The 21,764-nt window shown below is 58.4% G+C and carries 20 protein-coding genes and 1 other RNA gene; 11 read left to right on the forward strand and 10 right to left on the reverse strand.

Going from position 1 to position 21,764, the window contains the following annotated elements; translation table 11 throughout:
• The first annotated feature begins 311 nt into the window (after positions 1–311).
• On the forward strand, positions 312–2,315 hold the full coding sequence (gene mnmC / locus FHK95_RS04885; RefSeq protein WP_150303487.1) for a bifunctional tRNA (5-methylaminomethyl-2-thiouridine)(34)-methyltransferase MnmD/FAD-dependent 5-carboxymethylaminomethyl-2-thiouridine(34) oxidoreductase MnmC: 2,004 nt from the start codon (positions 312–314) through the stop codon (positions 2,313–2,315).
• A 12-nt stretch (positions 2,316–2,327) separates the two neighbouring features.
• On the opposite strand, the gene FHK95_RS04890 is transcribed toward mnmC, so the two are convergent.
• A complete protein-coding gene (locus FHK95_RS04890; RefSeq protein ID WP_150303488.1) occupies positions 2,328–3,086 on the reverse strand; it encodes a sulfite exporter TauE/SafE family protein in 759 nt (252 codons plus the stop codon).
• Between the two features lie 198 nt (positions 3,087–3,284).
• On the opposite strand from FHK95_RS04890, the gene FHK95_RS04895 reads away from it, so the two are divergent.
• A complete protein-coding gene (locus FHK95_RS04895; RefSeq protein WP_150303489.1) occupies positions 3,285–3,524 on the forward strand; it encodes a YheU family protein in 240 nt (79 codons plus the stop codon).
• A gap of 4 nt (positions 3,525–3,528) precedes the next feature.
• Here the strand turns inward: FHK95_RS04895 and FHK95_RS04900 are convergent, their stop codons facing one another.
• The gene (locus FHK95_RS04900; RefSeq protein WP_150303490.1) at positions 3,529–4,092 is read right to left on the reverse strand and encodes a carboxymuconolactone decarboxylase family protein; all 564 of its coding nucleotides are present in this window, start codon (positions 4,090–4,092) and stop codon (positions 3,529–3,531) included.
• Between the two features lie 11 nt (positions 4,093–4,103).
• Complete coding sequence (locus tag FHK95_RS04905) at positions 4,104–5,432, reverse strand: aspartate aminotransferase family protein (RefSeq protein ID WP_150303491.1); 1,329 nt, start codon at positions 5,430–5,432, stop codon at positions 4,104–4,106.
• 298 nt (positions 5,433–5,730) lie between these two features.
• Here FHK95_RS04905 and FHK95_RS04910 point away from each other — a divergent pair, with 298 nt between their 5' ends.
• The 3 genes from FHK95_RS04910 to FHK95_RS04920 all read left to right on the forward strand — a co-directional run bounded on the left by FHK95_RS04910 (position 5,731) and on the right by FHK95_RS04920 (position 8,946).
• On the forward strand, positions 5,731–7,182 hold the full coding sequence (locus FHK95_RS04910) for a GMC oxidoreductase (protein ID WP_150303492.1): 1,452 nt from the start codon (positions 5,731–5,733) through the stop codon (positions 7,180–7,182).
• A gap of 9 nt (positions 7,183–7,191) precedes the next feature.
• Positions 7,192–7,611: a hypothetical protein gene (locus FHK95_RS04915; protein WP_150303493.1), complete on the forward strand. Its 420-nt coding sequence runs from the start codon at positions 7,192–7,194 to the stop codon at positions 7,609–7,611.
• Positions 7,612–7,731: 120 nt separating this feature from the next.
• On the forward strand, positions 7,732–8,946 hold the full coding sequence (locus tag FHK95_RS04920) for a YbfB/YjiJ family MFS transporter (RefSeq protein WP_150303494.1): 1,215 nt from the start codon (positions 7,732–7,734) through the stop codon (positions 8,944–8,946).
• 26 nt (positions 8,947–8,972) lie between these two features.
• On the opposite strand, the gene FHK95_RS04925 is transcribed toward FHK95_RS04920, so the two are convergent.
• The gene (locus tag FHK95_RS04925) at positions 8,973–9,272 is read right to left on the reverse strand and encodes an ArsR/SmtB family transcription factor (protein ID WP_150303495.1); all 300 of its coding nucleotides are present in this window, start codon (positions 9,270–9,272) and stop codon (positions 8,973–8,975) included.
• Positions 9,273–9,390: 118 nt separating this feature from the next.
• On the opposite strand from FHK95_RS04925, the gene FHK95_RS04930 reads away from it, so the two are divergent.
• The 4 genes from FHK95_RS04930 (at position 9,391) to FHK95_RS04945 (ending at position 12,402) form a co-directional block, all read left to right on the forward strand.
• Positions 9,391–10,479, forward strand: a complete 1,089-nt coding sequence (locus FHK95_RS04930) for an NADH:flavin oxidoreductase/NADH oxidase (RefSeq protein WP_150303496.1) — start codon at positions 9,391–9,393, stop codon at positions 10,477–10,479.
• 131 nt (positions 10,480–10,610) lie between these two features.
• Entirely contained in the window at positions 10,611–10,955 is a 345-nt protein-coding gene (locus FHK95_RS04935; RefSeq protein WP_150303497.1) for a hypothetical protein, read from the forward strand.
• A gap of 216 nt (positions 10,956–11,171) precedes the next feature.
• The gene (locus tag FHK95_RS04940; protein ID WP_150303498.1) at positions 11,172–11,453 is read left to right on the forward strand and encodes a hypothetical protein; all 282 of its coding nucleotides are present in this window, start codon (positions 11,172–11,174) and stop codon (positions 11,451–11,453) included.
• A 94-nt stretch (positions 11,454–11,547) separates the two neighbouring features.
• Positions 11,548–12,402 (forward strand): pirin family protein, encoded by an 855-nt coding sequence (locus FHK95_RS04945; RefSeq protein WP_150303499.1) that lies wholly within the window; start codon positions 11,548–11,550, stop codon positions 12,400–12,402.
• Positions 12,403–12,415: 13 nt separating this feature from the next.
• Here the strand turns inward: FHK95_RS04945 and recR are convergent, their stop codons facing one another.
• From recR to ffs, 5 genes are all read right to left on the reverse strand, one after another.
• A complete protein-coding gene (gene recR, locus FHK95_RS04950) occupies positions 12,416–13,015 on the reverse strand; it encodes a recombination mediator RecR (protein WP_150303500.1) in 600 nt (199 codons plus the stop codon).
• Between the two features lie 20 nt (positions 13,016–13,035).
• Complete coding sequence (locus FHK95_RS04955; protein WP_150303501.1) at positions 13,036–13,362, reverse strand: YbaB/EbfC family nucleoid-associated protein; 327 nt, start codon at positions 13,360–13,362, stop codon at positions 13,036–13,038.
• A gap of 24 nt (positions 13,363–13,386) precedes the next feature.
• Entirely contained in the window at positions 13,387–15,417 is a 2,031-nt protein-coding gene (dnaX, locus tag FHK95_RS04960; protein WP_150303502.1) for a DNA polymerase III subunit gamma/tau, read from the reverse strand.
• Between the two features lie 129 nt (positions 15,418–15,546).
• Positions 15,547–17,508 carry an acyltransferase family protein gene (locus FHK95_RS04965; RefSeq protein WP_150303503.1) on the reverse strand — a complete coding sequence of 654 codons (1,962 nt, stop codon included), beginning with the start codon at positions 17,506–17,508 and terminating at the stop codon, positions 15,547–15,549.
• Between the two features lie 343 nt (positions 17,509–17,851).
• An RNA gene (gene ffs / locus FHK95_RS04970) (signal recognition particle sRNA small type) lies at positions 17,852–17,948 on the reverse strand.
• 273 nt (positions 17,949–18,221) lie between these two features.
• Here ffs and FHK95_RS04975 point away from each other — a divergent pair.
• Positions 18,222–19,277: a lysylphosphatidylglycerol synthase transmembrane domain-containing protein gene (locus tag FHK95_RS04975; protein ID WP_150303504.1), complete on the forward strand. Its 1,056-nt coding sequence runs from the start codon at positions 18,222–18,224 to the stop codon at positions 19,275–19,277.
• Positions 19,274–21,481 carry a glycosyltransferase gene (locus FHK95_RS04980; protein WP_150303505.1) on the forward strand — a complete coding sequence of 736 codons (2,208 nt, stop codon included), beginning with the start codon at positions 19,274–19,276 and terminating at the stop codon, positions 21,479–21,481. Before FHK95_RS04975 ends, FHK95_RS04980 begins: the two co-directional genes overlap by 4 nt.
• Before the next feature lie 4 nt (positions 21,482–21,485).
• On the opposite strand, the gene FHK95_RS04985 is transcribed toward FHK95_RS04980, so the two are convergent.
• The gene (locus FHK95_RS04985; protein ID WP_150303506.1) at positions 21,486–21,650 is read right to left on the reverse strand and encodes a DUF1328 domain-containing protein; all 165 of its coding nucleotides are present in this window, start codon (positions 21,648–21,650) and stop codon (positions 21,486–21,488) included.
• Positions 21,651–21,764: the final 114 nt, after the last annotated feature.

Consider the following 21,764-nt stretch of genomic DNA (forward strand, 5'->3'; position numbering starts at 1 on the left):
GTCTGGAATGCAGCTAGGCTCGAAGAACAGGCATAATACCCGGGCTTGTCTGGACCGTTTCCTTGGTCTGACACATTACAGGCGTCGACCCAAGAGTTGATGCGGCAGGGTCATACGGTTTTCCTGCAAACAAAAACAAGAAAGAAAGAGGTGTTACTCATGAAACTTCTTGAAAGAAGCAAGTTATCCAGTGTCGCCCTTGTATTCGTTGCGACTGGATTATTGCTGATACTGCCGAACCTGGGCTAAGCACTGCCGAACCCGGTTTGCGGGGAGTACAATGGCACCGTTAATTGATCAGCGGAGCCGCAGTGACCCCCTCGCCCCCCTTTGCACAGCTTTCATGGGCTGACGACGGCCAGCCCTTCTCGGTCGAATTCGGGGATGTGTATTTCTCCCGCGACTCCGGCCTCGAAGAAAGCCGTCATGTATTCCTGCAGCACAACGCGCTTGCCGAGCGCTGGACAACGCTTGCCGATGACGCGCGGTTCTGCATCGCCGAAACCGGATTTGGCACCGGACTCAACTTCCTCTGCGCCTGGCAGCTCTGGGATACCCTCGCACCTACGACCGCCCGGCTGAATTTCGTCAGTACCGAAAAACACCCTTTGCGTCTCACTGACCTGCGGCGCGCGCTGGCGTTGTGGCCCGAGCTGGAACCCTGGTCAGCCCAGCTGCTACTGCAATATTCCGATCTGGTGCCAGGCTGGCAACATTTCAGTCTTGCGAATGGCCGCGTGACCCTTACGCTGCTCGTTGGCGACCTGCTGGAAACATTGCCGCAGCTTGAGGCAAACGTGGACGCCTGGTTTCTGGACGGATTCGCCCCGGCAAAGAATCCCGGGATGTGGCAACCGCAGCTATACAATCAGATGGCTCGGCTTTCCAACGCCGGCGCGACAGTCGCTACCTTTACTTGTGTGGGTGCAGTACGACGTGACCTGCGAGCTGCCGGATTTGAGATGCGCGAGGTCAAGGGCTTCGGCAGCAAGCGTACAATGCTGGCGGGTGCATTCAGCGGCATCCCCACCAGCACCGAACAGCCGTGGCGAGCGCCCTGGTATCAGCGCCCTGCTCTGCCCAGACCAGCGAAACCCCGAGCCCTGATCATCGGCGCTGGGTTGGCGGGATGTTGTACGGCGTTTTCCTTGGCACGCCGCGGATGGCAGGTCACGCTGATCGAGCGGCACGCCAACGCAGCACAGGAAGCCTCGGGAAACCCGCAGGGCATCCTCTACTGCAAATTGTCGCCGCACCAGACGCCCCTTTCGCGTTTCATCCAGACCAGCTACGCCTACAGCCTGCGTTTGCTGCACGACACGCTGGCGCAGAACGACGACAACTGGGCGGCTTGTGGCGTGCTGCAGTTAGCGTCTGAGCCGAAAGAAAGCGCTCGTCTAACCGCGCTCGCCGGCCAGCAATATCCCAGCCAGTTTTTGCATGGCGTTGACGCCGAACAAGCCAGCCAACTGGCGGGCGTCGAACTGACGTCAGGGGGGCTGTTCTTCCCGCAGGGCGGCTGGGTTAACCCGCCCGCGCTATGCCAGGCGCTGCTGCAGCATCCCGGTATTCATCTGCTGACGTGCAGTGAAGCCCTGCAGCTGGTTCGTCACGAAGAGTCCTGGCAGGCGTTAACCGAAACGGGCGAGATACTGGCGCAAGCGGAGGTTGCCGTCATTTGCGCCGCGGCGGACAGTCAGCGCTTCTCGCCCAGCGCCCATCTACCGCTGAAACGGATTCGCGGCCAGATAACGCATCTCCCCGCTACCGAACAAAGCCGCACGCTCAGCACCGTGCTGTGCTCCGAAGGGTACGTCTCCCCCGCCCGGCAAGACGAACACCATCTGGGCGCGAGCTTCCGCTTCGACCGGCTGGATACCGAGCCCAGCGCCGAAGAAAACCAGAGCAACCTGGCTTTGCTCCAGTCGCTGAGCCCGGCGCTGGCCGCTGACCTGGATGTTGAGCAATTGCAACCCGAGCAGCTGGTTGCACGGGCCGCGCTGCGCTGCACCACCCCGGATTATCTGCCGGTCATTGGCCCCTTGGCGGACGCCGACTGTTTTGCACGAGACTACGCCGTACTGGGTAAGGACGCCTCAAAGAAACCCACCGAGCCCACGGCCTGGCACGAAGGCCTGTACGTGAACGCAGCACACGGCTCCCGCGGTCTGATCAGTTGTCCACTCAGCGGCGAACTGGTGGCTGCCTGGATTGATGATGAGCCGTTACCACTGCCCAGAGCATTGGCCGAGGCTGTGCACCCCAACCGGTTTCTTTTGCGCGGGCTGATACGCGGCACGCGTCGGAACGCCTGACGGCGGCGATCGTCAGCCTGCTATCAGTGCCATCGTCCCCTCATAGAGCAGCTTCCCGCCGGTAAGGAACAGGAAGACGTAACACAGCTGATAGATGACTTTTTCATTGGTGCGGGTCAGCATCCAGAAGCCCATTCGCACGCCAATCGGCGCCAACGGCAGGAGCACCAGCGAGGTCAACAGGTTCGCCGGGGTGAACAGGTCCAGGAAAATATAGCCGGGCAACTTGGCAAAGTTTACTGCGGCGAAGAACACCGCGATGGTACCCATCAGGATGGTTTTTTCCAGCTTCTGTGGCAGCAGATACACATTGATCGGCGGGCCCCCAGCGTGAATACCGAAGCTGGTAAAGCCAGACACCATGCCCCAGAATCCACCGCGCACCCGACTGACGTCCTTGATAGGCGGTTCCCCACTGCGCAGCCAGATATTCAGCACGAAGGCCAGGGCGATCACACCGATCATCACCTGGATATGAGCTTCGCTCATCATGCGAAACGTCAGCACGGCCAGGCCAATGCCCACCAGCGCCGCCGGTACGATGATACGCAGATTGGGCATGCTCCAGCGGCCGCGGAAGGTACGCAGTGCAATCAGATCCATCAGGCAGAGAATCGGCAACAGGATCGCGGCAGCGGTCTGCGGCGCGATGACCAGCGACATAAGCGGCACCGAGAGAATCGCAATATTGCCGCCAAACCCTCCCTTAGCGATGCCATAGAGCAGGACAGCAGGAATAGCACACAGATAGAACAGCGGATCGGTAATCATGAAGGAAGTCGCGGAACCTCTGAGGGACGTAGCGGCAGTGAGTTGCCGGACGAAAGGGCTGGCCATTCAGGGAACGAGACACCAAAAGCGGCGGCCAAAGACCGTTACCATGCCTGCAGTGTCCGCCTGACGCGCCCATAAAGGGGCGGCAGTGTACCATCTGCACCCAATCAGACAGTCATATGAGAGTTAGACGCCATGCTGATACCCCACCACATGCTCGACCCAACGATCCTGGAAAACATGCTTGAGGATTTTGTCACCCGCGACGGCACCGACAACGGTTTCGACGCGCCCCTGGAGAAACGGGTGAGCCAACTGAAAAAGCAACTTGAACGCGGGGAAATCCTGATCGTGTTCCACCCTGACACAGGCGACACCAGCCTCGCCCACCGCCGCGATGTTCCACCGGAGATGCTCAGTGAGCTGAATAGCTAATAGCTTAGAGCTTGGGCTCGGGAAAAGGCAGTGGCTGATCGGTTTGCAGCCGGACATCAAACACGTTCAGGGTCATGGCAACCATGGCGTAGTAGCCGAGGATACCCACCAGTTCAACCAGTGCTGACTCGCCAAACAGCGCCCGGGCCTGCTTGTATAGCGGCTCGGGTACCCGGCGCTGTTGATACAGCGATAGGGTAAGCAGATAGACCGTCTTTTCCTGCTCGTCCTCGAACTGCGGCTCGCGGCCGCTACGCAGAGCCTCGATGATATCTGCTTGCACGCCGTTCTCGCGTGCAATGGGTTCGTGAATGAGCCATTCGGCCTGAGACTGCCAGAGCGCTGCGGTCGTCAGAATCGCCAGCTCGCTCAGACGCAGTGGGATCGAGGTGTGATAGCGGCAAAACGCGCCGAGGCGTTGCGCATGATTGGCCAGCTCAGGACTGTGAATCCAGGCCAGAAAGGGGCCGTCGAGATTCTGCCTCGGCCCGCGCAGTATCTCCTCCAGAACCTCCTTCTGCTTCAGGCTCATTGCTTCAGGACGTAGCTCGCTCAACCGAGAATACATGTAGTTCTCCCTCAGATTGTGTGCATGACCGACCGGATGGCCTCGCCGAGTCGCCCGACAATTTCATCGACATGGCTGTCTTCGATGATGAACGGTGGCGCCAGCAGAATGTGGTCGCCGTCGCGGCCGTTGACGGTTCCGCCCATTGGATAACACATCAATCCCAGCTCCATCGCCTTCGATTTGATCTTCGCGTGCAGCTTAAGTTCTGCGTCGAATGGCGTCTTGGTATCACGGTCGCGCACCAGCTCGATGCCCCGGAACAGCCCGCGCCCCCGGATATCCCCGACGTAGGGTAAATCACTCAGCTCTGATCGGAGACAGGCGTCCAGCTTGCGGCCCATGCTCACGACGCGCGATAGCAACTGCCGCGACTCAATCTGCTGCTGCACGGCTAGCGCGGCGGCACAGGCAGTCGCATGACCGATGTAGGTGTGTCCGTGCTGAAAAAACCCACTGCCCTCACGCAGGGTCCGGACAATCTGCTCACTGACCAACGTCGCGCCAATCGGTTGATAGCCAGCGCCCAATCCCTTGGCGACACACAGCATATCCGGCTCAACCTGCTCCTGTGTCGATACAAACAAACTGCCGGTGCGCCCCATGCCACACATCACTTCGTCGGCAATAAACAACACACCGTGGCGCGTGCATACCTCGCGAACCAGCCGGAAATAATCAGCCACCGGCGGCACCGCGCCAAGGGTGGCGCCGACGACCGGCTCGGCAATGAACGCCATTACCTGCTCCGGACCCAGCTCGATAATTTTGTCTTCAAGCTCATCAGCCAGGCGGCGGGCGAACACCGTTTCGGTCTCGCCCGGGCGCATCTCGCGGTAGGCATAGCAGGGGCTGACCTGGTGCGTTTCCACCAGCAACGGCTCGAACTGGGCACGGCGCCACAGGTTGCCGCCGGTCGCCAACGCACCCAGCGTGTTGCCGTGATAACTCTGCCGCCGGGAGATGATATGCCTGCGCTCGGGCTCGCCCTTCTCGACGAAATACTGGCGTGCCAGTTTCAGAGCAGCCTCGATGGCTTCCGAGCCGCCGGACACGAAATACACGTAGTCCAGTGCGCCCGGCGCCCGGGCTGCCAGGAAATCCGCCAGCTGCTCCATCGGCTCTGAGGTGAAGAAAGAACTGTGCGCATAGGCCAGTTCGCCCACCTGATGCTGCACGGCGGCGATCACCGCCGGATCACTGTGGCCGAGACAGGAGACTGCTGCACCGCCGCAGGCATCCAGATAGCGCTTGCCGGTGGAGTCAATCAGATAGACACCATCGCCCTTGACGGCGGTTGGATAGTTTTGAACAAGGCTGCGGTGCAGAACATGGCTCATATCGGTCACTCGCTACACAATTTCATCCAGTTTAAACCCGGACGCCAACTGTTTAACGGCGCCGCAACAAAAAATTCGGCACGCTAGCGCGCTTCCTTCGACTCCCCCATTCGATGCAAGGCGTATGTCGGTGAGTTGTTACGCCACCCGGGATCAAATCACCTTTTTGGGTGAACTGATGCGGCTGACACCGCTCAAAGACAGTGGCGCGACGGACACCAAAGGATCGATGCGCTTTTTTTTGGATAAAAATCAAAGAGGTGGGCGACCGACGCGTCGCCCGCCAGCAAGGATCGTCATGGATATAAACAGAGTCAGCGCACGAGCCATACATGAAAAACACTACGAACTAGTGGTCATTGGATCCGGTTTCGGCTCCACCTTCTTCCTCAACGAAGCCCTCAAGCATCTTGACGGCCGGGCGCTGATCATCGAATGGGGCGACTTTCACCCCTGGGCCTGGCAGATCGAAGCGCAGCGCAATTCCGTCATCAGCCAAGAGCACACCTACACCAACCGGGGCGAGAAACCCTGGAACATGACCATTGCACTGGGCGGCGGGATGAATTGCTGGTACTCGCAAACGCCGCGCTTCCATCCCCACGATTTCGAAACACAGTCACGCTACGGCGTTGGCCAGGACTGGCCGTTCGGCTATGACGAGCTTGAGCCCTACTACTGCCATGCCGAAGACATCATGTCGATTGCCGGCGATCCCGATATGGGCCGGATGCTACCGCGCAGTCAGGATTTCCCGCAGCCTCCGCACAAGGGCTCCTCGATCGATATGCTGATGAAGGCCGCCATGCCTGACCACCATTTCATCATGCCCACCGGGCGCGCCCGCGTGGCTACCGATACCCGCAATGCCTGCTGCGCCACCGCCACCTGCAACCTCTGCCCGGTCAATGCCAAGTTCACGGCCGAAAACGGGTTCGCTGCGCTGTACAGCCATCCCAAGGTGGATGTGTGTCTGAAGAGCGAAGTCCGCTCGCTGGAATATGCCGGCGATACCATCAGCGGCGCGACCATTGTCGCCGACGGTGAAGAATTCAAGGTATTCGGCGACCTGTTCGTGCTCGGCGCCAACGCCATCCAGAGCCCGGCTATATTGCTGCGCTCAGATATCGCCCACGGCCAGACTGGCATGGGTCTGCATGAGCAGGTAGGCGCCGATGTCGAGGTCTACCTCAACGGACTGGGCAATTTCGACGGCAGCACCATTACTACCGGTCTGAACTACGCGTTTTATGACGGCGACTTCCGTAAGGAGCGCTCCGCCTGCCTGGTTTATTTCGAAAACCGCTGGCCCCATGGGCTACGTACCGAGCGTGGTCGCTGGAATGAAACCCTGCCCCTGATGCTCGCGACCGAAGATCTGCCGCACGTGGATAATCGCATCACGCTGGACCCCGACACTGGCAACGCCATCATCAACTATCACGGCGAATCGAGCTACGCAGCCAGAGGCCTGGAGTACGCAATCGAGCACCTGGGGGAGCTGCTTGCACCGTTGCCGGTTGAGGCGATCCACTATCGCCGCAAGCGCGTAACCGAGTCACATGTGCAAGGTACGCTGCGTATGGGCAAAAACGGCGACGGCTCGGTGGTTGATGGCGACATGATTCACCATAGCAAGCGCAACCTGATGGTGGTTGGGACGTCGACTTATCCGAGCTGCTCCCCCGCCAATCCCAGTCTGACCGCGGCGGCGCTGTCTATCCGCGCAGCAGCACGACTTTACAGTTAAGGAGCGCCCATGAATCGACGAAAATTTCTGGCTCTATCGGCTGCCACGGTAAGCGTGGCGGCGCTGGGCTCGGCGGCAATCGTATTCGAAGACAGCCACAGCTTTATTCCCGCTCTGCTGCACGAGTATATCGGCGATTATCAAATGGATGAGGAACAGGAGAACAACTTCGTCGATGCCTTTGCCGAGCACTATGGCGCCGACAAGCTGATGGCAGTCATCGGGCTCTACCGAATCCGCTCGGGCACCGGGCTGGGAACCCGTTACACCAACGCCAAGGTCGATGAGTTCGAGCGCAAGCTGGTGACGGACTTCCTGGTGACAACCGATTATCTGGCCAAGCAGGATCAGCCCAACCCTCGGGTGAACTTCATCGGGTTCAAAATTGCGTGCAATAACCCCTTTGCGCAATTCACCGGGCTGAGCTGATCGCAGGAACCTGCCCATGGCTTTCTGGTCATGGATCGCTCCGATAACCTGCCTTGGTCGAATAGCCATTTGCTGTAAAAATCGCGACTCTTGTACGCCTGCCAGACAAACGAGACCCGCATGTCGTCACCCACAGCTCTATGCGCTACCCGCTCCATTGACCGTACCCGGGTGATACTCGCCGGTATATGCGCGTTGATACTAACCGTTGGCCTGGCCCGCTTCGCCTACACACCGTTGTTGCCGATCATGCGGGACGGCGCCGGTCTGAGCGATCTGGCGGGCGGCTGGCTGGCCACCTTCAACTACATGGGGTACATGGCCGGAGCGCTGCTCGCTGCAACAACCAACGATCTCCAGCGCAAGTTCCTGTTCTATCGCGCGGGCCTGCTGATTGCAGTTGTCAGCACGGCAGCCATGGGCTTCACAGACAATCTGTATCTGTGGGTTGCGTTACGCTTCATCGCTGGGGTATCCAGCGCCGGCGGACTGCTCATCGCATCCGGGTTGGTGCTCAACTGGTTGATCAACCATGGCTACAAAGGCGAGCTGGGACTGCATTTCGCCGGACTCGGTGCCGGGATCGTAGTCTCCGGGCTGGCAGTCAGCGCCATGGTTGGCGCACTCACCTGGGACAGCCAGTGGATAGGTTTGGGATTGCTTGGCATCCTATTCTTTCTGCCGGCCTGGTTCTGGTTGCCGGCACCTGTTCCCGTCGTCGCGCACGCCACCAAGACCCAGGCAATACAGACACCTTTGGCACCCTCCTCACGGTGGATGTGGTTGTTTATTGCCGCGTATTTCTGCGCTGGGGTTGGCTTCGTGATCAGCGCGACCTTTATCGTCGCCATCGTCGAGCAGTTACCTGTCTTCGCGGGTAACGGCCCCTGGGTCTGGGTGGTGGTAGGATTGGCTGCGGCACCTGCGAGCTTTCTCTGGGACCGCATTGCAGGCGTAATAGGAGGCATATACGCCCTATTGATGGCCTACGGGTTACAGATTCTGTCCATCCTGCTTCCTGCAGTGAGCGCTGACACCTTTGCCAATCTGCTCAGTGCGGCACTGTTCGGCATCACCTTCGTAGGCATTGTTAGCCTGACGCTGTCGATTATTGGCCGGCACTTCCCGGCCAACCCCTCCAAAGCCATGGCGCGCCTGACACTCAGTTATGGGGTGGCGCAGATTGCAGCACCGGCAATGGCGGGCTACATCGCCACGATCAGCGGTAGCTATCGCGGGGCTCTATTCATCGCGGCAGGCACGATGGCAGTCGGTATGCTGTTGTTGCTGGCGATCATGCGCCAGGAACGGCGCGAACTTGCCGCTGTCAGTTGATCGCGCGGGTGATTGCGCTGGCCGCATCAGCCGCTTGCAAGAATAGCGTCCAACAACCCGGGGAAGCGCTGATCCAGCTCCTCGCGGCGTAGCGAGTTCATATGCATGGTGCCCACCGCCAGGGTGCAGACCAGTCCACAGTCACGCAACACCCGAAAATGATGAGACATGCTCGATTTGGGGCGGCCACCGTCCAGCTCTCCGCAACTTGCCCTATCGACTTCGGCCAACTTGCGGACAATTTCCATACGCACTGGATCGCTGAGGGCATATAGCACTCGCTCTAGAACCAACTCGCTGGCGGGGGGGTGTTTATAAGGTCTCATGGCCCGAATAGTACACGGAGCTTTACTCGAGGACCATAGTTCTAATATTATCGAACTACAGAAACATAGACCTCTGCAAAATCAGTCATTTTTTCACTTCGCTCCACAGGAGTTCTCCATGTCCGCCCTTTTTCAGCCTTTCAAACTCAAGGACGTCACCCTTCGCAACCGGATTGCCGTTCCACCGATGTGCATGTATTCAGCCGACGACGGCCTGATCAACGACTGGCACCAGGTGCACCTCACCTCGCTGGCCCGCGGCGGTGCTGGACTGGTCGTGGTAGAAGCCACCGCCGTCTCACCGGAAGGCCGCATATCCCCCGGCTGCGCCGGCATCTGGAACGACCAGCTGGCACAGGCGTTCATCCCTGCGGTTAAAGCCATCAAGGCGGCGGGTTCGGTCCCGGGGATTCAGATTGCCCATGCCGGGCGTAAGGCAAGTGCCAACCGACCCTGGGAAGGCGATGATCACATCCCTAACGACGATCCCCTCGGCTGGCAGACCATTGCTCCTTCTGCTATTGCCTTCGGGGCCAATCTGCCGAAGCAGCCCACAGCCATGACGCTGGATGACATTGCCCGAGTGCGCGATGACTTCGTCAATGCCGCCATTCGTGCCCGCGACGTGGGTTTTGAGTGGCTTGAACTGCACTTCGCCCACGGTTATCTGGCGCAGTCGTTCTTCTCCGAACATTCCAATCAGCGTGACGACAAATACGGCGGCAGCTTTGAAAATCGCAGTCGCTTCCTGCTGGAAACTCTGGCGGCGGTGCGCGAAGTATGGCCTGAGCACTTGCCTCTGACCGCGCGCTTCGGGGTTCTCGAGTTCGACGGACGTGACGGGCAGACCCTGGCCGAATCAATCGACCTCACACGACGGATGAAAACCGGCGGGCTTGATCTGCTCAGCGTCAGCATCGGCTTTACTATCCCAGAGGGCCGCGTGCCTTGGGCTCCAGGGTTCATGGGCCCGATAGCTCAGCGAGTTCGAGAGGAAGCCGGCATTCCCGTTTCCTCGGCGTGGGGCTTTGGTGACCCCAAGGTGGCGGAACAGGCAGTAGCAACCGGGCAGCTGGATCAGGTTCTGGTCGGCAAAGCGCATCTGGCCAACCCCAACTGGAGCTACCAGGCAGGCCGGGAGCTGGGTATCGAGAAGCCTTCCTGGACACTGCCAGCCCCCTATGCTCATTGGTTAGAACGCTATTGATTAGCGCTCCCGAATAGACCAACAAGGCGGCTCCGGCCGCCTTGTTGCGTTCAGGCCTGTAGCGTTTGAGGAACTATGGTGATTGGCTGGCTTTCCTAAGACTACATACCTATGGATAGGCGGAGACCACCATGAACACGCTCATCAAAGCCTGCGGGATCGCGCTCTGCCTGCCCCTCACGGTCACGGCTAACCAAGCCTCGTTGAACCTTGAACTCAACGGGCTCGACATTGATAGCCGGATCGTCAATACCGATGCCACGCGCGGACCTGACGCGACCGGAATCGATCTGGTCCGCGTCACCAACAACACCGAGGCAAACGTTCTCTGCCAGCTGAAGCCGGCTCCGAATGAACCTAATATGAAATCGTCCCGAGCCATCGATATTGCGCCCGGCAGACAGGCGACACTGCATCTACAAGGCAGCTACCGGGATGTGAAATCCACCGCCACGTTGAAGTGCTCACCTAATTGAGCCAGACCTGCCCGGGCCACATACCACCCTCTTCCCCCTGCCGAACAGGCTTGCCACCCAATCCTGACGCGGGGTCTGCCTGTTCAGGGGTGAGCTGGGGGTCAGGCTCGGCGCTGCGCCCAAACGCCGCAGCCAGACGCAGGCCGCTTGGACACGAAGCAGCGAAGCGCTAACATACAGCCTTATATAGCCCTTGATGGGTACACGAGGTTCAAGATGACAATTCGTAACAGCCTGGCAATCGCCTGCGTTCTTTCCGCCTTTGCCCTCCCCACTTACGCGCAAACCTGTACCCCCGAAGACGCAATGCACCGGGCGGAAGTGGCTGCGGAAACGATTAACCGTATCGCTGATAACGATCCCGAGAAGGCCGCCGCGCTCCATCAGAAGCTGCTGGATTTCCAGGAACGTGACCCTACCCGCGACCGCCACAGCGCTTGCGAGGCCTATGACCGCATTATCGCCGAACTCGAGCGGGAAGATGAGCAAGCCGAGTAATCGATATTATCGATAGGTTCATTGAACTTTTCGCGTTATTAAATCAGTTTCTTTGCCCATAGACTAAGAAGCATATCCTTACGGAGGTGCTTTTATGTCCGCTCTACGTACAAGACAACTTGTCGAGAAAATCGCCGGCCGAGCCACATCGGACGGCGACGGCGTCAAACTCACTCGGGTGTTTGGCGGTCAGGGTCCGGAACGTTTTGACCCTTTTCTGATGCTTGATGAGTTCGGGTCCGACGAAGCGTCGGATTACATCGGCGGATTCCCTTCCCATCCGCACCGCGGCTTCGAGACGGTTACCTATATGCTCGAGGGTCGCATGCTGCACGAGGATCACCTCGGCAACCGGGGATTGCTGGAGCCCGGCGGTGTGCAGTGGATGACGGCAGGACGGGGAATAATCCATTCGGAAATGCCGCAGCAGAGCTCAGGCCTGATGCGTGGTTTTCAGCTATGGATCAACCTGCCCGCCGAGCAGAAGATGCAACCGGCCAGCTATCAGGATATGCCGGCGGATGCATTCCCCTTCCACAGCATTCCGGGCGGCCAGCTCAAGATGATTGCAGGCACGCTCAGGGTCGCGAATCAGACTCTGTCTGGTCCGATTCAGGACAAGCCCACCGAGCCCCTGTATGTCGATCTGCATCTGGAACCAAATCAGGCTTTCGATACATCGATAGCCGAATACCTGAATGCGCTGGTTTACGTCTACGAAGGCGCTGTTCGGATTGGTGAAGCAGATCTGCAGACGAGCCAGCTTGGACGACTGGATGCTGGCGAGCAGCTTTCCATTCTGTCTGGCACTGGCGGTGCACGCGTGTTAATCCTCGCCGGCAAGCCACTGAGGGAACCCGTGGTGCAATACGGGCCATTCGTCATGAACAGCCGCGAGGAGATTGAACAGACACTGCGCGATTACCGTAGTGGTCAACTCGCAGGCTGATAGGTGGTTCAGGTCAAGCGATAGGCGTACGCCCCGCCAGGGCATGCGCCAGCGTACCGCCATCAATGAACTCCAGCTCGCCTCCTAGCGGAATGCCATGGGCCAGCCGTGAGACCCGGATCCCCCTGGGTCTCAGCAAGTTGGCAATGTAGTGGGCGGTCGCTTCGCCCTCGACTGTGGGATTGGTCGCCAATATGACTTCGGTGACTTCCCTGCCTTCCAGCGCCTGCAGCAAAGCAGGGATGCCGATTTCCTCCGGCCCCTGACCATCAATCGGCGACAGATGCCCCTTCAGTACGAAGTAGCGTCCGTTGAATCCGCCAGCCTGCTCGATAGCCCAGACGTCGGCCGGGCTCTGCAGAATGCAGAGCAGGCCATCGTCACGGCGTGGATCGGAGCACAGCGAGCAGATATCGGTCTCACTGAGCATGCGACAGCGTGAGCAATACCCTACTCCATCCATTGCGGCCTCCAGCGCGTGCGCAAGATGGCGGGCGACATTCCGGTCACGCTCCAGCATGTTCAAGGCCATGCGCTGAGCAGTCTTTGGGCCGACGCCCGGCAGTCCTCGCAGGGCGTCGATCAACTGGCGAATCAGGGGGCTGAAACTCATTGAATTCCTTGTTGGTTACCTCAGAATGGCATCTTGAAACCTTCAGGCAAGTTCATGCCCGAGGTCATTCCAGCCATCTTATCCTTGCTTTCAGCTTCCAGCTTGCGCACGGCATCGTTAAACGCCGCGGCAATCAGGTCTTCAAGCACTTCCTTGTCTTCGCTGAGCAGGCTGTCGTCAATGCTGACGCGACGCACATCGTGGCGACCAGTCATGACAACCGATACCAGGCCTGCACCGGACTGACCGGTGACCTCGGCGTTGGCCAGTTCTTCCTGCATCTTCGCCATTTTTTCCTGCATTTCCTGAGCCTGTTTCATCAGGCCTGCCATGCCACCTTTCATCATGATCGCGTCCTCAGTTAAAAGTTTCTATGTATCAAGCGGGCGAATACTGTCATCGCATATCTGCGCCGCGAAATCGCGTACCAGGCTCTGCACCAGCGGATCGGACTGAATGCTGGCCTCGGCCTCTTTCTGTCGCGCCACCTTACGCCGGGCCGTCGCAATGGCCGGTGTCTCCTGAGTCGGCGCGACGACATCGACCTCGATCCTCACCGGCGATCCCAGTTGATCTGCCACCGCCTGTTCGATACGAAGCCGATGGTTCTCGTTATAAAGCGCGCTGTGGCCCGGGTCCAGATGCAGCGTCCAACTTTCTGCTGCGCATGTCACCAGCTGGCAATGCGCGGCGATACTCTGGGTGAGCCCGCTGAGGCGCAGCGATGGATAGAGTTCCAGCCACTGCGCCGCGACACCTGTCGCTGGTGGCAGGTCACTGACCTCATCGATCTCCGCTGCTGCGTCAGACGCAGGGCCGGTATTTTCCGACACCTGCCAATCATTGAGATACTGGCCGACGTCCAGTTGCTCCTCATCATCGTAGTCGCCCTGCTCGGCAGCCTCGTCCGCTGGCGGTACTTGCAGCCACTCGGCGGGAGCCTCGTCATAGGGTGGCTTGACCGGTGCACCGCTTTTAAGTGGGTGATTGGTTACCGCTGCGGGTGCATGGCCTGCGAGCTGTTCGGGAGCCACTGGGCTATCGGTTTCCTTCGGTTCAACCCGCTGCGGCTCAGCAACAGGGGAGCTTGTGCTCTGTTGCTGTTGGACTACCGGGGCGGCGGAAGACGACGCTGGGAGCGATGGCTCAACCGGCGCAGTTGTAATGCCTTTAGCGGGAGCTGTCTGCGGCCCGACCACAGCCTTAGACGCAGCGGCCGTGGCCGTGGCCGATTCGGGTTCAGCCCTGGCCTGGCTGAACCCCGGCAACTTTCCCGACGAAGGGGCCGCCTGTGGCGGCACGGCAGCATCGCTGAGCGTGCCAGGCTTGAACGCCAGCATGCGCAGCAAGGCCATCTCGAACCCCCCACGCGGGTCAGGCGATAAGGGCAGATCCCGTCTGCCGTGTAATGCCAACTGGTAAAACAGCTGCACATCTTCCGCGCTAATCTGGCCGGCGAGTTCAACGACCCGTTGCTGGTCGCCCAGACTGTTATCGATGGCTTCAGGCACGACCTGCGCGATTGCCAGACGCTGCAGCGTCGAGATGAGCTCGGCTAATACCCCAGCAAAATCGGCGCCCTGCTCTGCCAGCTCGGCTACCAGCGCCAGCAAATGTTTTGCATCACTTCGCGCAAGCCCCTCCAGCAAACCAAACACCTGGCCATGATCGATGGTGCCGAGCATGCTCCGCACCTCGGCAACCCGTAGTGCCCCATTACCAAAGGCAATTGCCTGATCAGTCAGACTCAATCCATCACGCATCGAGCCGTCAGCAGCACGACCCAATAGCCATAGAGATTCCTCATCGAAGGGAACCTGCTCCTCGCCGAGCACAAACCGAAGGTGCTCGACGACCTTCTCAGGCAGCATATTTTTCAGGGAAAACTGCAGGCAGCGCGAGAGAATGGTTACCGGCAGCTTTTGCGGATCGGTAGTGGCGAGCAGAAACTTGACGTGTGCCGGCGGCTCTTCCAGCGTTTTCAATAGGGCGTTGAAACTGTGACTGGACAACATGTGCACTTCGTCGATCAGGTAGACCTTGAACCGGCCCCGTGACGGCGCATATTGCACGTTGTCGAGCAGCTCGCGGGTATCCTCGACCTTGGTGCGACTGGCCGCATCCACTTCGATCAGATCGACGAACCGCCCTTCATCAATTTCCTTGCAGGCCGAGCAGACACCGCAGGGCTCTGACGTGATGCCCGATTCGCAATTCAGACACTTGGCGAGGATACGGGCCACAGTCGTCTTGCCGACCCCGCGGGTACCGGTAAACAGGTAGGCGTGGTGCAGGCGATCATGGTCCAGGGCGTTGATCAGCGCCTGCAACACATGGGTCTGACCGACCATTTCGCGGAACAGGCGCGGACGCCATTTTCGGGCTAAAACCTGGTAACTCATCGGGGTATCTGCAGTCCGCTCTGATGGTTTGGGCAATGCGGTACTTTAACCAAAGCAGACCGACAATGCGAGACGCGCCCGACCGCCCAGAACCACCGGAACGCGTGGATCGCCCCTCCCAACCGATCATCAGTTACTAACGTAGCGACGCTCGGGTATCCGTTGCTCAACATGATCCATTGCCATATCCGCGAACTCGTCGAACAGGCTGGATTGACGGAAAGCGCGCGCCGCCATCCTGGCGCCATAGACACTGATGTGGCCCGATTCGTCGAGACTGAACGGGATATTCTCGCGGGTCACATCAGAAGGCACGCCATCCACGTTGAATAGCGCATCCCGGTCGAAATACATTACGTTAGCAAACTGTGACGCCAGCTGTGCCAGCTGCAGATTGGCCGCGCGCGCCGCCTCGTCTCGCTCCTTATGAAAGCGCGAGATATCGAAGGTTGTACCGAACAGCAGGCTGCGCTGATACATGTTCTTGACGTTGACATCAAAATTGGTTGGCGCAGGCATAAGGATCACCAGCGCTGACTTGTCCGCAGCCATGGCGACGGCATCGAATACGCCCTGCATCTGCTGCTTGTCATGCACCGCGCCCCACTGGCCTGCGAACACGACGAAGTCAAAGTCGGACAGGTTGTCCTCCAGATATTTGCGGTTAAACAGGCACTGCTGATAGCCTCGCCCGGTGTAATGGCCGGTATATTCTTCGCCCAGGCTGGGATAACACCAGTTGGTGGAAACCGAATGGATTTTCATCGACATATGCTGGCCGATATCATCCCAGAAGGGGTCGTAATGCCCTGCGAAGGAGTCACCGAACAGCAGGCCCTTGACCTTGGCCGATCTATCACCCAGTTCGCAGCCCAGCCCCGCCTCACCCACCTCGAGCTCAGGGAAGGTCTCCACACTGTGGAAACACCACCCACTTTGCTTCCAGGGCATCACCAGATCAGCGGTCGTGCGCCTGAACTCTTCGCTCATACGGTCCGGGAATCCATTCGCCACAAAGGTAATCGAGGCAAGTGCACAGGCCGCGGCAACCGGGCCACCGATCAGTGAACGAGGTTTCAGAGCGGGTGCATAGCGCGGCTTGCTGCCGGCCAATCCTTCGATAAAGGTAAAAGACAGCCAACCTGCCAGCACCGATGCTGCTACCGCAAGCAGAACCCAGCGCATGTCGTGCTCAAGGCCGAAATAAAACAACCACACCGCTATGGGCCAATGCCAGAGATACAGGGAATAGGACGTTTTCCCGAGAAACTGCGCGACACGGTTGCCGGTCAATAGGGATTCACGCTGAGAGGAGGCTATGACCAGCGCCGCACCGAATACCGGCAGCGCAGCCAACCACCCCGGCCATTGAGTCTCGGCACTGAAACTGACCGCGCACACGACGATTATTAGCAGCCCGGCGATCTCCAGCGTTTTGCCGGTGCGCCTGCCAAAGGTCATCGGATAAAGGTAAATCAGGCTTCCGGCGAGCATCTCCCACATACGCGTCGGCAGCAGGAAGAATGCCGAGGTCGGCCACTTGCCCGAGGCGTATACCGATAATCCGAAGGAAAAAATCAGCATGGCCCAGAGAAACCACCGCGTATTCGCCGCTGAGACCACCTTACGCAGCGCGACGATCAGGACCGGGTAGATGAGATAGAACTGCCACTCAACGGACAGCGACCAGGTATGCAGCAGCCATTGATCATGCGAGGCCTGCTCGAAGTAACCTGCATGTTTCCAGAATATAAGATTGGAAACGAAGGCCAGACTCCCAAGCACCTCCTTTCCGAGTGTTTGGTAATCGGCAGGCAAAAGCAGGAACCAGCCCACCATCAACAGGAATACACAGACAAAAGCCAGGGCAGGAATGATTCGACGGCAGCGGTCGAGGTAAAATCGGGGGATGGTGAAGGTGTTTTTTTCCATCCTGGAGTAGATTATTCCCGTCATCAGAAACCCCGAGATGACGAAAAACACGTCTACGCCAATAAAGCCACCTTGCATGCCAAGCAGGCCGAAATGGAACAATACGACCAATACGACCGCTACGGCCCGAAGCCCGTTGATATCTCTTCTGAATTCCACAACTTTCTCCCGCCACGTTGCTAAAGGCGTTCATCTCAAACAGGTGATGTATTCGAGAGTGCAAGAGCAACTATGGTGGAGAGATAGTCATCTTCTTCGTCCTTTTGAGGCTGTCCCCGCCTGAGATCAACAAAGCGTTACAAATATTGACCCAACCTATAAGCCATCGGTTCAGACGATGAGGGCCGAAGGTTAGCTCGTTGAATTATTAGGGGGCAACACAAAAGAGGTTAGAGTTCTAAGCCTGTGAAACAGGTAGGACAACGAGTGACAACCAGGTATCAATTGGGTCGCTGGGAAACAGATAAGGGGGGGGGCAATACCAGAGAGCTATGGGTGGCGGTCCTGCCAGCCACACCCCGGCACACGATGTAACCGCTGTGGCTGCTCCCTTCCGGGCCTGACCAGGTTCACGGCGAATCATTGCGAGGGGACCGACAGGACCACCATAGCGTGCCCATGCTTGACGGGCCGCGCTATTGTAACGGGTTAACCGGAACTTACAACCCGCCGTTCACTCCGAAATCACGGAACCTCTGCAAGACTTCTCATTCAAATGCTCGTCTCTGCTCGTTGGCACACCCCAGCAAACGGGCCTGCCGAGCCCGTCATCGCACAATCGGATTATCATGGCGCGCGCCAGGCTCGATTCATGCGACAACACTGACGATGCTCCTTTCCTCGAAAACGTATTAACACCCTACAGGCGCTGAATGTCCGACCCACAGCACGCGATCGACACCCTGCCGAATACCTCAGCAAAACGCCTGCTGGGGCTGAGTCTGCTGTTCATCAGCCTGAGCAGCCTGGGTATCTGGGCGGTCTATCAGCAGATGCCGAACACGAGCCTGAGCTTTGATTATCGGCTGCTCAGCTGGCAGTTCCTGCTTGCGGTATCCGGTCTGCTCGGCATTTACTACCTGTCCGACGCCTTGCGCCTCTATTACACCCTGCGAGCGCTGGATCAGCAGATCGCTCTGCGCGAGGTCTTTCGGCTGGTCTTCGTCAATATCTTCTTTTCCAACATAACGCCGATGGCAACCGGGGGCGGTGTAGCGCAGATATGGTATTTGCGCCGACACGGCGTTCGGCTGGGTACGGCTACCGCCGCGACGACCATCAGAACCATCCTGGCGGTGATTTTCATCTTTGGGCTGACACCCATCTTTCTGCTGACCCTCGACCATCTCAACAACCAGACAATCATCAGCCGAGTGGGTGGCTTGCTCGCCGTGGTCATCACGCTCTACCTGGGGTTTTTCGCCGTGCTGTTGCTGCGTGCCCGCCTGCTGATAATGCCGATCAGCACGATCCTCCGCGGAGCACATCGAGTCGGTCTGCTCAAAGACGCGCGACACCGCCACTGGCAATACAAGGTTCGCAGGGAGATGCTCCGGTTTTCCCATTCATTCAGCATTTACATACGCGGCTCCAAGCGCAACCTGATCCTGTCGGTCCTGTCGACATTGGTTTTTCTGCTGAGCCTGTTCAGCTTCCCTGCCCTGCTGATTTTCGTGCTGGGTTACGATATCGACTACCTTGTCAGTGTCGGCCTGCTGGTGGTAACCACATTTGTCATGTATTTCTCACCCACACCCGGCGCATCGGGGATCTCCGAGGGGCTTTTCGGTAGTTTCTTCAGTGGCATGCTGGGGGCCAACCACCTGCTGCTGGTAACGATCGGCTGGCGAGTGCTGACAATTTACCTGGGTATGATTGTCGGACTGGTGGTCATGCAGTGCGAGCTCAGCCGCAAAACGCATTCATGAAGCGCCGCAACATTCGGCTCAAAGCACTGTTCTACGTAAACGTCCTGACGCTCCTGATACTCGTCGGCTACAAGATCTATCTGAATCTGTACAAGCCCGATGTCGAGGCAATACATGCTGAGCAGCTACTGGAAATCGACGCTCAGCTGCGCGGCCAGGATAGCTTCAGCTTTGCCGTGGTGGGCAACATCAACAACTCGGTGGGCATTTTTGAACGGACCTTTGTACCGCAGCTGAATCAGTCAGGCCTGGCATTCATCGTGTCCGCCGGCAATGCAGTGAGTAGCGGTGGCGACGACAAATACCGATCGTTGCACGGCACCCTCGACAAGCTCGATATCCCGTTTCTGCTGACCTTTGGCCCTAACGAGTTCTCGAATTTCGGAAGTTTCCGCTTTTACGAAGACTTCGGCCCCCACCTGTATTCGGTGCGCGCCGGCAACACACGCCTCATTTTCCTCGACAGCACCGGCAAGACCCCTTATCGCTGGCAACTGCACTGGCTGCAGGACCTGTTTGAGCAGAGCGATGCCATGCATACCCTGGTTTTCACTGGCCACCCCCTGCTGCCAATCAAGCAGAACCGGTTCTTCGTACGCGATGATGATTACCTGCAGCCCGAAGCGTTTCGCGTTGAACTGCTCGAGCTGTTTCGCCAGCATCAGGTCGATGCGGTGTTTTCCGCCAATATTCCGGTATTTTCCGAGCAAGTGCTCGACGGCACCCGCTATATCACGACCGGCGGTGCCGGCGGACTGATTCTGAACGATGCCGACAGCTTCCATCACTATGTAGAAGTCTCCGTGACGCCCGAATCGGTGGAGACGCAACTGGTCCCGCTGATGATCGGACAGCATCCGTTCTGGGCCACCGTTGAGGGCCTGTGGTTCTTCTTTTATTCACTATTCTATGTCGGCTTCGTCAATTTCCTGCTGTTGGTATCACTGCTGAGTCTGATCGCGATCCGCTTGTACTTGCTGCTGTTTACCGAGCGCAGCTATTACCGGGATTTCGATATCAATCCCGCACCATGGCTCGACAAACCCCTGCGCGTGGCCATGTTTACCAACAATTACCTGCCCTTCATAGGCGGCGTACCCATCTCCATCGAACGGCTACGGCTGGGCCTTCAAGAGCTCGGCAACAAGGTGTTGCTGATTGCTCCACGCTATCGTGACCAGCCTGAAGTCGAACCAGACACCCTGCGTCTCCCCTCACTCCTGGCCTTCGGTAAACCGGGCGATTTCCGCTTGGCGAATATCTTTTTGCCCCGCGTGCGCCGTGAGCTGCAAGGTTTCCAACCCGATATCATCCATGTTCACCACCCCGTCTGGGTCGGCTCACTCGGGCTATACCTGGGCAAGCGCCTCAAGGTTCCAGTGGTTTACACCTATCACACGCGGCTTGAGCATTACGCTCACTTCGTTCCGTTACCGGGCAGATTGTTTCGCAACTTCATTTCCCATGCGTTGATCAAACGCTTCGCCAACAAGTGCGACGGCATCATCGTGCCGACCTATTCGGCAGAGGAATACTTGCGGATGATCGGGGTCAAGACGCCGACCTTTGTCCAGCCGACCGGGATTGAATACCAGCGCTTCCTGCAGACACCGCCGGAACGAGTTCGGGCGCTGCGTCAGCATTTGAAGATCGGCGATGAGCTGGTGCTACTCAGCGTTTCGCGGCTCTCCAACGAAAAAAATCTGGATCTCATGATAGACGCTGCGGCAGCCCTGAAACGATCCAGTCACCAGCCGTTTCGGCTGCTGATTATCGGCGACGGCCATCAACGCGGACGCCTGCAGCAGCGCATCGACGACCTGGGGCTAGTCGGCTGGGTAACGCTGCTGGGCAGTGTCGCGCCCGCCGAGATGCCAATCTATTACGGGCTTGGCGATCTGTTCGTCTTCACCTCCAAATCGGAAACCCAGGGCATGGTGTTGCTTGAAGCGATGGCTGCGGGGCTGCCGGTGGTTGCTGTGCGCTCCAGCGGTACCGACGATGTAATCAGGGAGGGATTCAACGGATACAAGACGGCGGGCAACCAATCGGCCTGGATGGCGAAGATCACCGAACTGATGGAAGATGAAGCCCTGCGGCGGCGCCTGGGCGTCAATGCTCGGGATTTTGCCCGCGACTATTCGGTTGAACGCTTCGCCCGGGGGGTGAAGCACATTTATGCCGAGGTGTTGGCCCGCAGCTAAGCCGCTACAAGCGCCGCCGATAACTGGAGATGAAAGCCAGCACAAACATCGCCAGAAACACCACAAACAGTACCTTGGCGATACCGGTGGACGTCCCCGCAATGCCGCCAAATCCAAGCACAGCGGCGGTAATGGCAATGACAAGAAACGCAACAGCCCAGCTTAGCATTCCATTTCCTTGATAGTCTTGGGCGCAGCTCCCGGCGGACACGCTAGATTGGCACGCACGCAGGAAAACCAAGAGGTGTCTGTGATCTGTAGAGCCCACGCAGAGCAATCCTGA

Origin of the sequence: Pseudomonas saliphila (assembly GCF_008638345.1) — a bacterium.
GTDB lineage: Bacteria > Pseudomonadota > Gammaproteobacteria > Pseudomonadales > Pseudomonadaceae > Halopseudomonas > Halopseudomonas saliphila.

Coding starts and splice junctions, on each gene's coding strand:
- FHK95_RS04890 (WP_150303488.1), bottom strand. CDS start 3,086: ATGATTACCGATCCGCTGTTCTATCTGTGTGCTATTCCTGCTGTCCTG.
- FHK95_RS04895 (WP_150303489.1), top strand. CDS start 3,285: ATGCTGATACCCCACCACATGCTCGACCCAACGATCCTGGAAAACATG.
- FHK95_RS04900 (WP_150303490.1), bottom strand. CDS start 4,092: ATGTATTCTCGGTTGAGCGAGCTACGTCCTGAAGCAATGAGCCTGAAG.
- FHK95_RS04905 (WP_150303491.1), bottom strand. CDS start 5,432: ATGAGCCATGTTCTGCACCGCAGCCTTGTTCAAAACTATCCAACCGCC.
- FHK95_RS04910 (WP_150303492.1), top strand. CDS start 5,731: ATGGATATAAACAGAGTCAGCGCACGAGCCATACATGAAAAACACTAC.
- FHK95_RS04915 (WP_150303493.1), top strand. CDS start 7,192: ATGAATCGACGAAAATTTCTGGCTCTATCGGCTGCCACGGTAAGCGTG.
- FHK95_RS04920 (WP_150303494.1), top strand. CDS start 7,732: ATGTCGTCACCCACAGCTCTATGCGCTACCCGCTCCATTGACCGTACC.
- FHK95_RS04925 (WP_150303495.1), bottom strand. CDS start 9,272: ATGAGACCTTATAAACACCCCCCCGCCAGCGAGTTGGTTCTAGAGCGA.
- FHK95_RS04930 (WP_150303496.1), top strand. CDS start 9,391: ATGTCCGCCCTTTTTCAGCCTTTCAAACTCAAGGACGTCACCCTTCGC.
- FHK95_RS04935 (WP_150303497.1), top strand. CDS start 10,611: ATGAACACGCTCATCAAAGCCTGCGGGATCGCGCTCTGCCTGCCCCTC.
- FHK95_RS04940 (WP_150303498.1), top strand. CDS start 11,172: ATGACAATTCGTAACAGCCTGGCAATCGCCTGCGTTCTTTCCGCCTTT.
- FHK95_RS04945 (WP_150303499.1), top strand. CDS start 11,548: ATGTCCGCTCTACGTACAAGACAACTTGTCGAGAAAATCGCCGGCCGA.
- recR (WP_150303500.1), bottom strand. CDS start 13,015: ATGAGTTTCAGCCCCCTGATTCGCCAGTTGATCGACGCCCTGCGAGGA.
- FHK95_RS04955 (WP_150303501.1), bottom strand. CDS start 13,362: ATGATGAAAGGTGGCATGGCAGGCCTGATGAAACAGGCTCAGGAAATG.
- dnaX (WP_150303502.1), bottom strand. CDS start 15,417: ATGAGTTACCAGGTTTTAGCCCGAAAATGGCGTCCGCGCCTGTTCCGC.
- FHK95_RS04975 (WP_150303504.1), top strand. CDS start 18,222: ATGTCCGACCCACAGCACGCGATCGACACCCTGCCGAATACCTCAGCA.
- FHK95_RS04980 (WP_150303505.1), top strand. CDS start 19,274: ATGAAGCGCCGCAACATTCGGCTCAAAGCACTGTTCTACGTAAACGTC.
- FHK95_RS04985 (WP_150303506.1), bottom strand. CDS start 21,650: ATGCTAAGCTGGGCTGTTGCGTTTCTTGTCATTGCCATTACCGCCGCT.